This is a genomic window from Streptomyces sp. NPDC053493, assembly GCF_044544825.1.
Taxonomy (GTDB): domain Bacteria; phylum Actinomycetota; class Actinomycetes; order Streptomycetales; family Streptomycetaceae; genus Streptomyces.
The window spans coordinates 179,158-193,947 of record NZ_JBITXS010000012.1 but is presented as its reverse complement, the minus strand read 5'-3'; the positions used below and the strand labels follow the sequence as shown (position 1 = coordinate 193,947).

The 14,790-nt window shown below is 69.9% G+C and carries 10 protein-coding genes; 2 read left to right on the top strand and 8 right to left on the bottom strand.

Going from position 1 to position 14,790, the window contains the following annotated elements; translation table 11 throughout:
• Window positions 1-3: 3 nt before the first annotated feature.
• From ACIGO8_RS29030 to ACIGO8_RS29010, 5 genes are all read right to left on the bottom strand, one after another.
• A complete protein-coding gene (locus tag ACIGO8_RS29030) occupies window positions 4-966 on the bottom strand; it encodes a MetQ/NlpA family ABC transporter substrate-binding protein (protein WP_399736791.1) in 963 nt (320 codons plus the stop codon).
• Window positions 967-1,034: 68 nt separating this feature from the next.
• Window positions 1,035-2,726 carry a dipeptide ABC transporter ATP-binding protein gene (locus ACIGO8_RS29025; protein ID WP_399736789.1) on the bottom strand — a complete coding sequence of 564 codons (1,692 nt, stop codon included), beginning with the start codon at window positions 2,724-2,726 and terminating at the stop codon, window positions 1,035-1,037.
• A complete protein-coding gene (locus ACIGO8_RS29020; RefSeq protein WP_399736787.1) occupies window positions 2,723-3,715 on the bottom strand; it encodes an ABC transporter permease in 993 nt (330 codons plus the stop codon). Before ACIGO8_RS29020 ends, ACIGO8_RS29025 begins: the two co-directional genes overlap by 4 nt.
• A gap of 12 nt (window positions 3,716-3,727) precedes the next feature.
• Window positions 3,728-5,518, bottom strand: a complete 1,791-nt coding sequence (locus ACIGO8_RS29015) for an ABC transporter substrate-binding protein (protein WP_399736785.1) — start codon at window positions 5,516-5,518, stop codon at window positions 3,728-3,730.
• Between the two features lie 58 nt (window positions 5,519-5,576).
• A complete protein-coding gene (locus tag ACIGO8_RS29010; protein ID WP_399736783.1) occupies window positions 5,577-6,503 on the bottom strand; it encodes an ABC transporter permease in 927 nt (308 codons plus the stop codon).
• A 542-nt stretch (window positions 6,504-7,045) separates the two neighbouring features.
• On the opposite strand from ACIGO8_RS29010, the gene ACIGO8_RS29005 reads away from it, so the two are divergent.
• The gene (locus tag ACIGO8_RS29005) at window positions 7,046-8,713 is read left to right on the top strand and encodes a M4 family metallopeptidase (protein WP_399736780.1); all 1,668 of its coding nucleotides are present in this window, start codon (window positions 7,046-7,048) and stop codon (window positions 8,711-8,713) included.
• A gap of 130 nt (window positions 8,714-8,843) precedes the next feature.
• Here ACIGO8_RS29005 and ACIGO8_RS29000 read toward each other — a convergent pair whose 3' ends face one another.
• The gene (locus ACIGO8_RS29000; protein ID WP_399736778.1) at window positions 8,844-10,184 is read right to left on the bottom strand and encodes a helix-turn-helix domain-containing protein; all 1,341 of its coding nucleotides are present in this window, start codon (window positions 10,182-10,184) and stop codon (window positions 8,844-8,846) included.
• Between the two features lie 177 nt (window positions 10,185-10,361).
• On the opposite strand from ACIGO8_RS29000, the gene ACIGO8_RS28995 reads away from it, so the two are divergent.
• Window positions 10,362-11,696 carry a M64 family metallopeptidase gene (locus ACIGO8_RS28995; RefSeq protein WP_399736776.1) on the top strand — a complete coding sequence of 445 codons (1,335 nt, stop codon included), beginning with the start codon at window positions 10,362-10,364 and terminating at the stop codon, window positions 11,694-11,696.
• A gap of 136 nt (window positions 11,697-11,832) precedes the next feature.
• Here ACIGO8_RS28995 and ACIGO8_RS28990 read toward each other — a convergent pair whose 3' ends face one another.
• Window positions 11,833-12,753, bottom strand: a complete 921-nt coding sequence (locus ACIGO8_RS28990; protein WP_399736774.1) for a hypothetical protein — start codon at window positions 12,751-12,753, stop codon at window positions 11,833-11,835.
• 32 nt (window positions 12,754-12,785) lie between these two features.
• The gene (locus ACIGO8_RS28985) at window positions 12,786-14,330 is read right to left on the bottom strand and encodes a DNA/RNA non-specific endonuclease (RefSeq protein WP_399736772.1); all 1,545 of its coding nucleotides are present in this window, start codon (window positions 14,328-14,330) and stop codon (window positions 12,786-12,788) included.
• Window positions 14,331-14,790 lie beyond the last annotated feature (460 nt).

Here is a 14,790-nt window from a genome sequence, read left to right as displayed (position 1 = left end):
CCGTCAGTGCGCCGCGCGCACCGTCTTCTCCAGAGAGGCGAGGATGCGTTCGAGGTCGGCCTGCGGACGCTCCACGGCCACCGCCGTTCCCTTCGAGGCGTCGATCGCCGCCTTCTTCACGGCTTCCTCGTGGTAGAGCTTGGCGATCTTCAGGTAGGTGGGGTCGTTCTTGTCGGCCGCGCGGGCGACGAAGACGTTGATGTACGGCTCGGCCTCGGGCTTCGACGGATCGTCGCCGTACAGGGCCTTCGACGGATCCAGCTCGGCGTCCAGGGCGAAGTTGTTGTTGATCACGGCCGCGTCGACGGACGGCAGCGAGGCGACGGTCTGGGCGGCGTCCACGGGCGTCACCGTGACCTTCGACGTCGCGGTGTCCACGTCCGCGGGCGTCGCGAGCACCGACCCGCCGCCCTTCAGCTTCAGCAGGCCGGCCTGCTGAAGCACGAGGAGCGCCCGAGCCTGGTTGGTCGGGTCGTTGGGGATCGCCACCCGGCCGTGCGCCGGGATGTCCTGCAGCGTCGTGTGCTTCTTCGAGTAGAGGCTCAGGGGCACGACGACGGTCGACCCGATCGGTGTCAGGGTGTCCTTGTCGGCGACGTTGTGGTTCGCGAGGAACAGCAGGTGCTGGAAGAGGTTCAGGTCGATCTGCTTCTGCGACAGCGCCGGATTCGCCTGCGTGTAGTCGGTGAAGTTGACCAGCTCGATGTCGATGCCCTCCTCGGCGGCGCGCCGGGTCAGTACGGGCCAGAAGTCCGAACTCCGGTCGGTCGTGCCGATCTTCACGGTGACGCGCCCGGAGGCGTCGGCCCGCGAGGAGCCACCCGAGAAGTGGGAGATCAGCACGGCCACCGCCGCGATCACGGCCACGGCGGCGATGGAGAGCCAGGTGATCAGACCGTTCCTTCTCTCCGCCGGGTTGTCGGGAAGCTCGGGGACGGAGTCGGGCTCGGTCGGGGTGTTCGTCATGAGGGTTCCTTCTGGTGAATGAGAGGCGTTCGTCCCGTCCGCGACGGGGCGACGGGGCGACGCGGGGATCAGACGAGCTGCGCGGGCCGGCCGGCGGCGGCCGGAAGGTGGTGCGGGAACGCGGCCAGCAGTTCCCTCGTGTAGGGGGCGGCCGGTGAGTCGAAGACGGTGTCCCTCGGACCCACCTCCACCAGCTCGCCCTGCTTCAGGACCGCGACGCGGTCACAGAAGTGCCGCACCACCGCCAGATCGTGGGAGATGAAGAGCAGCGACAGGTCGAGCTCCTCGCGCAGGTCCATCAGGAGGTTCAGGACCTGCGCCTGGACCGACACGTCCAGTGCCGACACCGGCTCGTCGGCGATGACCAGACGCGGCCGGACGGCCAGCGCACGGGCGATGCCGATGCGTTGACGCTGACCGCCGGAGAACTCGTGCGGGTGGCGGGAGAGGTGCGACGGCGACAGGCCCACCTGTTCCAGGAGTTCCGCCGCCCGCTTCCGGCGTTCCGCCCGGTCCAGGACCGTGTGGATGCGCAGGGGCGTGGTGACGATCTGCTCCACCGTGTGGCGCGGGTTCAGCGACGCGTACGGGTCCTGGAAGACCAGTTGGACGTCCCGGCTCAGCTCCCGCCGCAGCCGCGTGTCCGTCGCCGCCCCGGAGACGTCCCGGCCGTCGAAGCGGACCTCCCCGCTCGTGGGACGGCGCAGGCCGGTCAGGGCTCGCGCGAGGGTGGACTTGCCCGAGCCGGACTCGCCCACCAGGCCCAGGGTCTCCCCGCGTGCCACGTGGAGGCTCACGCCCTTCACCGCGGTGTGGGGGCGACCGCGACGGCGGCCCGGGTAGTCCACGCGCAGCTCGCGCACCTCGGCCAGGACTCCGGGATCGGGGGCGGCGCGGAGGCGGGCCTTGGTGCGTGGCTTCGGCTCCGGGTCGTCGACCGTGGGAAGACGCGTGCCGGGAACGGTGTCCAGGGTGGGAGCCGCTCCGATGAGGGCCTTGGTGTAGGAGTGGGCGGGGGCGGCCAGGAGACGTCCGGTGGGGCCTTCCTCGAGTGCCTCGCCGTCGCGCATCACCAGCATGCGGTCGCATGCCCTCGCCACCACGCCCACGTCGTGCGTGATGAGGAGCATGGCCGTCCCGGCCTCCGACTGGAGTTCGCGGATCAGGTCGAGCACCTGGTGCTGGACTCGGGCGTCCAGTGCCGTGGTGGGTTCGTCGGCGATCAGGACGCCCGGGTCGTTGACGAGCGCCATGGCGATGACGACGCGTTGGCGCATGCCGCCCGAGAGCTGGTGGGGGCGGTCCGAGGCGCGAGCGGCCGGGATGCCCACCCGTTCCAGCATCGCCGCCGCCCGTTCCGACGCCTCCTTGCGGCCGGCCTGTGGGTGGTGGACGCGGTACGCCTCCGCCACCTGTGCGCCGATCGTGTGGTAAGGCGACAGCGCGTCCAGGGCGTCCTGGAAGACCATCGCGACCCGGGAGCCCCTGATCCGCTTCAGGGCGGGTTCGGGTGCGCCGACCAGTTCGAAGCCGTCGCCACCGAGTCGGACGCTGCCCCGGACGAGGGTGCGCGCCGGGTCGTGGAGGGCCAGGGCGGCCAGGCCGATCGTCGACTTGCCCGAGCCCGACTCCCCGACGAGGCCCAGGACTTCGCCCGGTGCCACGTCGAAGGAGACGTCCCGGACGGCCGCGACCGGGCCGTGCGGCGTCCGGAAGGTGACCGCCAGGTCGCGGACGCTCAATGCGGGTCGATCGCTCATGCGAGCCTCACTCGGGGATCCAGCCAGGCCACCACCAGGTCGGCCACGGCCACGAACACGACGACGAAGAACGCGGCGACGAGGACGGTGCCGACGACCGTGGGCAGGTCGTTGCCGGTCACCGCGTCCACGGCCAGCTTTCCGACGCCGCCGAGACCGAACACGGTCTCCGTGATGAACGCGCCTCCGAGCAACGCCCCGACCTCCAGGCCGAGCAGCTGCACCAGCGGGCCGGCCGCTCCGCGCGCCGTGTACCTGAGGTGGGTGCGCAGGGTGCCCAGGCCCTTGGCGCGAGCCGTGCGGACGTACCCGTGATGCATGGTCTCCAGCATCTGTGCGCGGGTCAGCCGGGCGTAGACGGCGGCGTTGACGAAGCCGAGGACCAGCCACGGCAGGACCAGGCCCAGGGCCCACCGGCCGGGTCCGTCGGCGAAGGGGACGTAGCGCGGGGGTGCGAACAGGCCCGTGGAGTAGACGAGCACGAACAGGACCACGTAGCCGAGGAAGTAGATCTGGACGCTGGCGCCCAGCAGGTTGAAGCCGGACAGCAGACGATCGGTCGCCGTGCCCCGGCGCAGCGCCGCGGCCAGGCCCGAGCCGACGCCGAGGACCAGGATCACCGCGAGGGCCCCGACGGCGATCGAGACGGTCACCGGGAGACGGTCCTGGATGGCGGCGAGGACGGGCTGGTGGAGGGTGTAGGAGTAGCCGAGGCAGGGGGCGGGGCAGGGGATCGGGGTGCCGTCGACGTCCGTGATGGTGCGGCCGGTGACGATGCCGCCGACGTAGTCGGTGAACTGGGAGACGATCGGCTGGTCGAGTCCCATGCTCGTGCGGACGGCCGCGAGCTGCGCGGAGGTGCACCTGGGGCCACAGGCGATCAGGGCAGGGTCGGAGGGGGCGGCGTGGAAGAGCCCGAAGGCCGTGGCGGTGATCGCGAAGAGCACCGCCACGGCCTGCGCGACCCTCTTGATGAGGTAACGGGTCATGGTCGCAGGAGGTCAGGAGTTCTTGACGTACACGTTGGCCAGGGCCGTGACGCCGTAGATCGGGTGGATGGCGGCGCCTCCGATCTTCTCGCCGCGGAACTGGGAGACGCTCTTGTAGAGGAAGGGCACCAGGGGGACGTCCTTCATGACCGTCGTCTCCAGGGCGATCAGCTCCTCGGCCTTCTTCTGGGCGTCACCGATCCGCGCGATGCGGGCCAGCTCCGCGTCCACCTGCGGGTTCGCGTACCGGATGGTGTTGGACACCGCGTCCAGGTGGCTCTCGTAGCCGAGGGGAAGCAGGGTCGACGGGGTGGGCCAGTCCACGGAGTTGGTGGACAGGAACAGGTCGTACGGGCTGTCCTCGCCGCCGAAGATCTGGTCGTTGAACGCGCCAGGCTGAAGGCCCTTCAGCACGAGCGTGATCCCGGCCTTGGCGAAGGCGTCGGCGAGGACCTGGGCGACCTGGTCGTCCGCCGGGCTCTCGGTGGGGTACGCGTACGTCAGCTTGGTGACCTTCGTCTTCGCCCTGGCCAGGTGTTCCTTGGCCTTCGTGATGTCGCCGGCGGGGGAGACGGGGTAGAGGTCGTACTTCTTCCAGCCGACGACGGCCGGCGAGGAGAGGGTGGTCGCGAAGTCGCCGGCGTAACGGCCGCCGAGGACCTGGCGGGCCTGCTCGCGCGGGAAGAGGTAGTGGATGGCCTTGCGGACCTCGGGATCGCTGACCCGGTCGTTCCTGATGTACAGGTCCTGGGTGTAGGCGCCCTTGCTGCCGGAGACGACCAGCTTGCGCTTGGCGGGGTCGCGTTCGACCGTCGAGATCAGCTCCGGCGGCAGTTGGTCCTTGGTGGTGAGCGTGGTCGCACCGGCGCCCTGGCCGGTGAACACCTCCTGGGCGGTGTTGAGGGCCTCCTTGCCGAAGGTGAACTCGAAGCGGTCCGGGTAGGCGTGTCGGATCGAGTCCGTCTCCGGCTTCCAGTACGGGTTGCGCTCCAGGGTGAGGCTCTGGTTCTGCCTGTGCTCGACGATCTTGTACGGCCCGGTGGCGAAGGGCTTCACGTCGTAGCCGGTGCCCGTGTCCTTGTCCTCGCGGACCGGTGAGGAGGAGGACTGGGCGGCCATGTACGGCACGTCGGACTGCGGCTGGGGGAAGTGGAAGACGACGGTCTTGTCGTCGGGCGTCTCGATCGCCTTGAGATCGCCGTCCTTCTTGGGACCGCCGTACTTCTTCACCGCCTCGGTGAGGTCCTTGGTGCCGGTGAGCCACGGCTGCCAGTAGGAGGGGCCGACCTCGAAGCCGGGCGCGAAGGTGCGCTCGATGCCGTACTTGACCTGCTGCGCGGTGACGGGCTTGCCGTCCTCCCAGGCGATGCCGTCCTTCAGGTGGTACGTCCAGGTGCGGCCTCCGTCGGAGGAGGTGCCGGTGTCGGTCGCGAGGTCGCCGACCAGCCGGGGCCTGCCGTCGACGATCTGGTACTGCGTCAGCTGCCGGCCCCACAGCAGGGAGGTGCTGTACCGCTCGCCGGCGTAGATCTTCTGCGGGTCGAGGTGCGGGAAGTCCGCCTGGTTGGCGACGGTGACGGTGCCGCCCTTGCGGGCGCCGGGGATCTCGGGGGCGGGGCCCTGGCTGTCCTTGGCGGTGCCGAGGGTGGTGGTCAGCCGCTGGCCGCTCTTGGCGGCGGTGCTGTTTCTGCCCTGCCCGGCGCCTGTGCCCGTGCCCGCACCCGCGGAGCAGGAGCACAGCAGCAGGGCGGCGGTGGTGGCGAGAACCGGTACGGCTGCGGCGCGCAGGGTGATTGCGGGCATGACGAACTCCAGTGTGTGGTGCGGGTGTTGCAGATGAGGGTGAGAGAAGGTGCGTGGCTCAGCGGATGGTGTGCGGGTCGAGCGCGTCCCGCACGGCGTCGCCGAGGAGGTTGAAGGCGAGGACGAAGACGAGGAGCGAGGCGCCGGGGAAGACCATGTAGGTGGGGTCGTCGTAGAAGACGTCGGCGCCCCGGGAGATCATGCGGCCCCAGTCGGGGATGGGCTCGTTGATCCCGACCCCGAGGAAGGACAGCGCGGCCTCGGTGGTGACGATCGCGGGCACGGTGAGAGTGATGTGCACGAGGACCGGCGCCCAGACGTTCGGCAGCAGCTCGCGGAAGACGATGTGCCGTCGGCTCGCGCCGAGGGCACGGGCCGCCTCGACGAACTCCCGCTCGCGCAGGGACCGTACGACGGTGCGCAGCACCATCGCGAGCGGCACCCAGCCGAAGGCCGAGAAGACCAGGACGAGAACGGTGAACTGCATCCAGGCGGGCTCGTTCTCGTCGGGCGCGACGAAGCGGGTCTGGATGACCGGGCCCAGCGTGAGCAGGAACAGCAGGCTCGGGAAGGCGAGCAGGACGTTGCACACGAAGGTGAACACCCGGTCGGCGAGCCCGCTGAGATAACCCACGGCCACTCCGACGACAACGCCGATGACGGCCACGACGGTGGCCGATGTGAAGGCGATCAGCAGCGAGGTGCGGATGCCGTACAGAAGTTGGGCGAGGACGTCACGCCCGAGGCCGGGCTCGATGCCGAACCAGTACTCCGCCGAGATGCCGCCGTTGGGCAGCAGGGGCAGGCCCTCCGGACTCAGCAGGCCGGCCCCGTTCTGGCCGTAGTGCTCGGTCGGGTTCTTGCCGTAGAGGGCGGTGATCAGAGGCGCCGCGAGGGCGAGGAGCACGAAGAACCCGACGACGTGGAACGAGACGATCCCGACCCGATCACGCCGGAACGCGTCCACCACCGATACCACTGCCACGCTGCCGCACTCCCGCTCGTTCGGGGCGCGCCGACTGTGGAGGAGCGCCCTGGATCACGTCGGAGACGGGGTCACCGCTCCGGACATCGAGCATTAGATCGAAAGATCGAGACGGTCGCAACGCGTCAGATTCGAAGGTTAATCAGGGCCATTTCCTTGGATGTCTAGAGTGTTTCCCTGTTCATGTCTTCGCAATGAAAATGCCCACCAACTACCGCGAATCACCTGAAGGGGAGAGACGGGCATCACAGTCCGATTCCCTTACGGGGGGCTCCGCGGTGCACCTGGCGCGGCGGGTGCGCCCCGCCGGTCTTCTTTCGCCCGCGTTTCGGAATTCCGTGCCGGCGTGTCGCCGTGTGTCGTGGGCTCGTCCTTCTCGTGAAGAGACGGGCGGCAAATCCGTCACGACCGGTCCAATCACCTTATGTCTCACGTGACATGTGCGCGACGGGCTGCGAATGTCCCTGCCCATCACGGCAGTCCGCCTTGAACGGGTGGGCGGCGATCCCGCCCAACTCCCCATGAACCCCTGGAGAAACCACATGTCTTCGCTTTCCTCCGCCGGTGGCACGGCACGGCGACTCGCCCTCACCTCCGGCGCCGTCGTCCTCACCGGCACCCTGATCGCGGCCGGTGCCGCCACCGCGTCGGCGGGTGCCGCTCCGGAGCCCCACGACGGGGCCTCCGTCACGGCCACCGCCTCGTCGCTCGGTCTCGGAGCCAAGGAGGAGCTGGTCGTCAAGGACGTCGTCAAGGACGCCGACGGCACGGTCCACACGCGCTACGAGCGCACCTACGCCGGCCTTCCCGTCCTCGGCGGCGACCTCGTCGTCCACCGCGCCCCCGACGGCACCGTCAAGGACGTCACCAAGGCCGTCAAGGCGGCCGTCAAGGTCCCCTCCCTCACCCCGAAGCTCACTCCGACCGCCGCCAAGTCCGCCGCGGTCAAGGCCGCCAAGGCCGCACGAGCCACGGACGCCGCCACCGACGACGCCCCCCGCAAGGTCATCTGGGCCGCTGACGGCAAGCCCGTCCTCGCCTACGAGACCGTCGTCAGCGGTATCCAGGAGGACGGCGTCACGCCGAGCCTGCTGCGCGTCGTCACCGACGCGAACACCGGCAAGAAGCTGTACGAGCAGCAGCTGATCGACGACATAGCCGGCGGCATCACCGCCAAGGCCGGCTCCGCGACCGCCAAGCCGGGCAGCCCCCAGGTCGGCGCGGCCGGCACCGGAGTCAGCCAGTACAGCGGCACCGTCGCGCTCAACTCCACCACGTCGTCGAAGGGCTTCGACCTCGTCGACACCGTGCGCGGCGGCGCCAGTGTCGTCGACCTCCAGCACCGTACGGGCGGCAAGGGCGTCCTGTTCACCGACGCGGACAACGCGTGGGGCGACGGCACCCCCGGCAACAACCAGACCGCCGCCGTCGACGCCGCCTACGGCGCCGCCAAGACCTGGGACTTCTACAAGGACGTCCTGCACCGCAACGGCATCAAGAACGACGGCCGCGCCCCGGTCTCCCGGGTCCACTACGGCAACGCCTACCAGAACGCCTTCTGGAACGACCAGTCCTTCACCATCACCTACGGCGACGGCGCGAACAACCAGCACCCGCTGACGCAGCTCGACGTCGCCGGCCACGAGTTCAGCCACGGCGTCACCTCCGCCACCGCGAACCTGACCTACTCCGGCGAGTCCGGAGGCCTGAACGAGGCCACCTCGGACATCTTCGGCACCGCGGTGGAGTGGAACGCGAACAACGCCCAGGACCCGGGCGACTACCTGCTCGGCGAGAAGATCGACATCTTCGGCAACGGCAAGCCGCTGCGCTACCAGGACCAGCCCAGCAAGGACGGCCGCGGCTCGGCCGACTACTGGAGTGCCGGCGTCGGCAACCTCAACGTGCACTACTCCTCCGGTGTCGCCAACCACTTCTTCTACCTGCTGTCCGAGGGCAGCGGCGCCAAGGACATCAACGGCGTGCACTACGACAGCCCGACCGTGGACGGCTCCACGGTCACCGGCATCGGCCGCGACAAGGCGGTGCAGATCTGGTACAAGGCGCTGACCGCGTACTTCACCTCCACCACCGACTACCACGGTGCCCGTGAGGGCACCCTGAAGGCGGCCGCCGACCTCTACGGCGCGGGCAGCGCCGAGGTCCGGGCCGTGGACGCCGCCTGGGCGGGGGTGAACGTCAAGGCCTGACCCGTACGGCGCTGAACGCGGGTGGGTGAGGGGCGGTGGCCGGGTTGCCGGCCACCGCCCCGCGCGCCGACCGACGTCGGGCCGGCCCAAGACCCCGATCAGCCGTGACCTGGATGCGCCCGGTGCCGCTCTACAGGAGTGGCTGGGCGGGTGCCGGGCCGAGGGTGGTGGTGCCGGCGGTGCGGTGACCGAGGCCCGTGCGGTACGCGTCGAGGGCCGCCTCCACCCGGCCGGTGCGGCGCAGCAAGTCGCCGAGGAGCCGGCACAGGTCGGCGAGGTCGCCCGCGGCGCCCGCCCGCTCCAGGAGGCCCAGTGCGCGGACGTAGTGCTGCTCGGCCGCCTCGGTGTCGTGGGCGTCCTCGGCGATGATGCCCAGCAGCCGGTGGGCGGCGGCCGAGTGGACCGCGCCGCGTTCCGGGGAGAGGCTCCCGAGCACCCCTCGGAGGAGGTCCGACGCCTTCTCGGACTCGCCGCGCCGGTGCAGCACGTCGGCGAGTTCGACGGCGACCTGACTGCTGTAGAGGGTGGCGCGGTGGGAGTCGAGCATGGCCAGGGCGGCGCGCAACTCCTCCTCGGCGCGCGCGAGTTCGCCGTTCTGTGCGTACACGTACCCGCGCATCCAGCGGCAGTTGGCGAGCTCCGTACGGATCTTCAGCTGGTGGTACATCTCGGCGGCCTTGGCGAGTGAGGCGTCTGCCTCGGCGATCCTGCCCTCGGCGAGCAGGGTGCGGGCCACCGAGCGGTGCATCCGGGCGATCAGCGCCGGGTCGCCGGCCTGGGGGGCGAGGGCGAGGGCCAGTTCCGCGGCCTGGGCGGCGCGGGCCTGCGCGCCCATGTCCATGTAGGGGCTGATCAGGGCGGTGTGCAGCAGGAGCAGGGCGTCGGGGTCATGCAGTCCGGCGAGGTTGATCTCGTCGAGCGTGGACTCCAGGAGGTAGACGGCATAGCGGAGTTCGCCGGCCAGGTAGTGGGTGACGGCGCGGCCGCGTCGGGCCGGGACGCGGGCGGGCAGCGAGGCCTCGGCCAGGGCGTGTTCGGCGTGCTCGAAGTGTTCGCGGGCGGCCGTGAGGTCGCCGGTGTCGAGACGGCATTCGCCGAGTCCGAGCAGCGCGGTGGCCTGTTCGTCGACGAGTCCGTGCGCCACGGCCTCCGCGAGCAGTTCGGCGTACTGGAGGGCGGCCTGTTCGGCCTCGCCGTCGGCGAGGACGCGTTGCGCCTCGGTGAGCCGGAGTCGCAGGTCGGTGGCGAGGTGGGCGGACCGTCCGGTGGCGAGTTCCTCGAAGGCGACGCCGAGCCGGTCGGCAAGATGGTGCAGCGCCTCGTCGGAGGGGCGTACCCGGCCGGCCTCCAGGGTGGAGACGTAGGCGGGCGTGTAGGAGGGCTCGGCCAGCTGTCGCTGTGTCAGCCCCCGTTCGCGCCTCAGCCGTTGCACTCTGCGGCCGATGATCTCGGGGTCGTCCCGCTTCGCCATGTGCTCCATCATGCCAGTGCCTCCCCCTGTCATCGCCGGTGAGAGCGCTGCCGTGACGGTTCCACGCCGCTCACCCACCTTGCTCGTTCCGCCCGGGGCCTTGTGTCCCCGACTCTCAACCCCCTAGCTTAAGCGGCCAGTTAAGTGGATTTACATCGTGGCTTGAGAGAGGTCGTCGTGCCCAGACACGGATCTACCCGCACCCGCTGGATCGTCTCCGTCGGCGCCGCTGTCACAGCCGCCGCCCTGCTGGCCGGCGCGAGCGCGTCCGCCGCGGAGCCCGTCTCCGTCGCCGGCTCCGGCCCGGTGGCGACGCACGAGGTCGAGTACTTCGACGGCCCCGGAGCCGAACCCCGACACAAGAGGGTTCCGGCCCAGGCCCCGGCGAGGATCACCGGTCACCGGTCGGCGACCGCGCCCGCCCCGACCGCTGCCGCGGTCACGCCCGTTCAGGAGACCGGACCGGTCTCCGGGCGGCTCGACCTGGTCGTCATGGGCGACGGCTACACCGCCGGGCAGCAGGCCGACTTCCACGCGGACGCGCAGGCCACGGTCGACGCGGTCTTCGCCATCGAGCCGTACGCCAGTTACCGTGGCCTGTTCAACATCTGGCTGGTGGACGCCGCCTCCGCCGAGACCGGCGTCTCCGGCGACCCGACCGCAGGGGTCGTGAAGAACACGGCCCTCAGCTCCTACTTCTTCTGCGAGGACACGGAGCGGCTCCTCTGCCTCGACACGTCGAAGGTCACCGCCTACGCCGACCAGGCGCCCGCCTCCGACATCGTCTTCGTCATCGCCAACTCGACCAAGTACGGCGGCGCGGGCTACAGCTTCTCCACCCCGCCGGCCGGGGCGTCGTACCACGGCATCGCGACCATGTCCTCCGACAACCCGCAGTCGTACCTCATAGGCGCCCACGAACTCGGCCACTCGATAGGCCTGCTGGCAGACGAGTATCAGTACGCCGGCTACGGCGCCTACCCGTACCCCTCGTCCGACAGTGCCAACATCTCCGTCACCGCCAACCTCGGCACGAGCAAGTGGTACCGCTGGCTGGGCGAGCAGGACCCGACCGGCTCCGTGATCGGCACCTACGAGGGCGGCGACTACTACGAGACGGGCGTCTACCGCCCGACCAGCACCTCTCTCATGCGGACCCTGGCCTCCGCGCAGTTCAACCACGTCGGACGCGAGGCGATGATCAAGGGCTTCTACACCTACGCGGACGCCTTGACCTCGACCGTTCCGACCGGGACTCGGGTCCGCGCGTCCCAGGCCCTCAGCGTCCAGCTCGCCTCGGTGTCCGGCCTGGCGAGTCCGCTCCTGACCTGGTACGTCGATGGGAAGCAGGTCACCTGGGCCACCGGCGACCTGTCGGTGACCCCTGCCGAACTCGGCGCGGTCCGCAGCGGCCAGCGGGTCACCGCCACGGTCACCGACACCACGGAGGCCGTCCGCGACCCCCAGGTCCGCGCGGCGACGGGCAACTCGCTGACCTGGCGTGTGCGCTGACGATCACTGACGGCTGCGGCCGGGCGCGAGAGCCCGGCCGCCCTCACAGGCGCGGAAGATTGCCGACATGACCGAAGAGGACGTCACCGCGCCTCCGTCGCATCCGGCAGCGGGTCCGACGGCCTGACGTCGAGGGTTACTGGATCAGGTCGGCGTGCGGATGAGCCGGAGAGGTCGGGCAGACGTAGAGTTGCAGATGGTTGCCCCTGGAAACCTGGACCCTGGGCGAGTTCTCCACGCCGGCCCGGGGAATGCCGGCAAGGGCCTGGTCCTCGTACGGGATCCAACCGCGATTGCTGCTGTCCCATTCGTTCGAGGCGACGGTGAGCAACGGGTCCATCTTCGTGCCACACACGGCGCAGAGCTGGGCGACGGGATCGGTCAGGCCCCAGGGGGGCCAGCCGCCGACCTTCCAGCCGGGGGCCACGGACAACTCGCGCGTGTAGAAGGCTTCGGGGTAGGGGGCGTAGGTGCTGTCCACGTCGCTTCCGGCTGCCTGCCACCTGCTCCAGTCCCCCAGCTGCTGCCGCACACCCTCGGTCAGCTCCAGCAGGTTGGGGTACTCGGTGATCTGTTCGGGAGCGAGCTCGCACGGCTCTGGAACGTACTCGTCGTACTCCACCGCGCATGTCTTCGGTGGTGTGACGAGGGCGTCGGTGACTTCGGTGGAGGAGCGCCAGAACAGCGCGGTCGGCGGCTTGTGTTCCGGCGGGTGCTCGCAGGGGCACCACAGCACCTGGAGCAGATCGGCCTGCCCCGGCGGTCGCAGCAGGGGCACGTCGCGCACATACAGCTGAACCAGGGGCAGCATGGCGTTCGGTCCCTCGTGCCACCCTTCGAACCAGTCGTCAACCCGGCCGTCGTGCCACTCGTGCCCCTCGCGGCAGTACGGCCACGGTTCGTCGGCGGGCCACAGCAGTGGCCCGCCGATCGAGCTGTCGTGCGGTGTCGGAGACCCGGGGCGGGGGTGCAGACGGGTCGCCGTGCGTGCCAGCGGGACCAGTGAGGGGAAGACCGCGGCGACGTCGACCGTGCGCGGCGGGGTGGTACGGCTCATTCGTGCTCCCGATGGCGGTGATGCGGGGCCGGCTAGTTTCCGAGGTCCAGCAGACCGGTGTTGCCCTTGGTGTTGGTGATGTAGATGTCAGGGAACAGCGGCTGCGAGGATCCGTCCGCGCGCTCGACACGGGCGGTCATGGTGACCCCCTGGGGAATGGTGCTTGTGCTGTCCCGATAGTCGGGCGTCACCTGGTAGAAGACGGCGTCGTTCGGCCCGAGGATTCCGCCGTCCTTCGGCTCCTTCACGGCCTTTTGCGTGACGGCTTCGTACGTTCGCATACTGGGTGTTCCGGTGTTCATCCCCGATTGCCAGCAGGGGACGAGATTGTCCGGACCGCCATCGCCGGTTCCACCCTTTCCGCCGAGAATGTTGGCGATGAGGTGGCACCGAGCCAGCTGCGTCCCCGGGGAGTTGATCCGGGCGAACTCCTGTGCGTCCTGCCAGCCGGTGATGTCCCCCGCTGCGGGAGAGCCGTCGCCGGTCACCACACCCAGGCAGGCCTGTGCCATGGCCGCCCGAGTGCCGGGAGGACCGGGCGGGGTGGTGGTCTTGTTGACCTGCGGGACCGAATGTGTCGTGTTTGTGATCCATCCGTTGCCCGACGGCAGCGCTCCGGCCGGGGCATTGTTCAGACAGGCGGCCTGCGGCTCGGCAGTCGAACCCGTGATGTCGACTTTGAACTGCTCCGCTTCCAGCACGCGCTGGTTTGCGTAACCCTCGGCGAGCCGGCTCGCAGCAGCCTGCTTGTCCGCGGCCGGGACGTGGGCACGCATGCAAGGCGCGTTCGCATCTCCCTTGAGCTGGTAGACATCCCACCCGCCCGTGCTGTAGTTGGGGATGATCTCGGCGCAGAGAGCGCCGTCTGCTCCGCCCTCATGGGTGGCCGCGAAAGGGAAGGTGTCACAGGTGTCGGTCGCGACGATGTCCGTGCGGGCTTGGAAGGACCCGCAGGTTCGCGCGGCTCGGGCATCCGCGTCGTTCTTCGCCCGGGTCAGCGGCTTGGCGCGTCCCCAGCCGTCGGCGAGCTCGTTCTGTGCCCACAGGTAGCCGGCCGCCGCGGCGCCCGCACCCGGCGCGCTCGGTGAATCGCTCATCCTGACGACCGGCATGACGCCGGGCACGACACAGCCGGCGGCGGGCGTGCTCGTGGGGCTGGTGGTGTCCCGGACGGCGTCGTCGCAGCGGATCTTCTCCGGGTTGCTCCACGAGGCGTTCGGGTCCGTGACCTGGGTACCGGGAGCGGTCACGTACATCTCGTACGACGTGGTGAAGTCGACCTTCGTTCCGGCGGCCGGGCTGGAGGCGTAGGACACGTTGCCGCTGGCGACCTTGCCCTTGATCAGGGTCCCGGTCGCCCCGACCCACGGAGCGGTTCTGGTCACCGTGCAGCCGGCCGTGCACAGGGCCCTGAACTTCACGTTCAAGGTGGTCACCGCCCCGGTCGCCTCCGTCATCGTGACCGTGACCAGTTCGTTCCACTTGGTGTCCGTGGCCGACAGGACGGCGCTGCTCGACACGTTGAGCGTTCCGGTGCCGATCGGCTTTCCGTTGCTGTCCTTCAGCGTGTACAGCACGGTCAGGCCGTACACGCAGTATCCGAAGCGGCCGTACCACCACGTGCCCGGGTCCGTGATCGTGCACGAGCCGGAGTCGGCGGCGGACGGTTGCACGGCGAAGGCCCGGGGCCCGCTCAGGGGCGCCGATGCGGTGCTCGTGGTGACGCAGGCCTGTACAGCGCCCGCCTTGCGCTCACGGGATCCCGCCGGCGTGGGCTCGCAGTTCTCCTTGGAGCTCGCCTTGACAGGGCGGGTCTTGGCCGGAGCGGGAAGGGGAGGCCGATCGCTCGAGGCGATTCTGCCGGTCTTGCGGAGGGGTAAGTCCTTTGGCTGGTCCAAGGGCGCCTTGCCGGCACTGTTCCGGGCCGGGGAGGTCGAGGAATGGGGCTGAAAGGTGTGGCCGCTGCCGGCAGCAGCGGTCCCGGTCGCTGTGGCAGTGAGACTCAGAACGAGGAGGAGGCTGAAAGATATTCGTCTC

Excerpts from the sequence above, each read along its gene's own strand:
- ACIGO8_RS29020 (WP_399736787.1), bottom strand. The coding sequence starts at position 3,715 with ATGACCCGTTACCTCATCAAGAGGGTCGCGCAGGCCGTGGCGGTGCTC.
- ACIGO8_RS28990 (WP_399736774.1), bottom strand. The coding sequence starts at position 12,753 with ATGAGCCGTACCACCCCGCCGCGCACGGTCGACGTCGCCGCGGTCTTC.
- ACIGO8_RS29030 (WP_399736791.1), bottom strand. The coding sequence starts at position 966 with ATGACGAACACCCCGACCGAGCCCGACTCCGTCCCCGAGCTTCCCGAC.
- ACIGO8_RS29005 (WP_399736780.1), top strand. The coding sequence starts at position 7,046 with ATGTCTTCGCTTTCCTCCGCCGGTGGCACGGCACGGCGACTCGCCCTC.
- ACIGO8_RS29000 (WP_399736778.1), bottom strand. The coding sequence starts at position 10,184 with ATGGCGAAGCGGGACGACCCCGAGATCATCGGCCGCAGAGTGCAACGG.
- ACIGO8_RS29025 (WP_399736789.1), bottom strand. The coding sequence starts at position 2,726 with ATGAGCGATCGACCCGCATTGAGCGTCCGCGACCTGGCGGTCACCTTC.
- ACIGO8_RS29015 (WP_399736785.1), bottom strand. The coding sequence starts at position 5,518 with ATGCCCGCAATCACCCTGCGCGCCGCAGCCGTACCGGTTCTCGCCACC.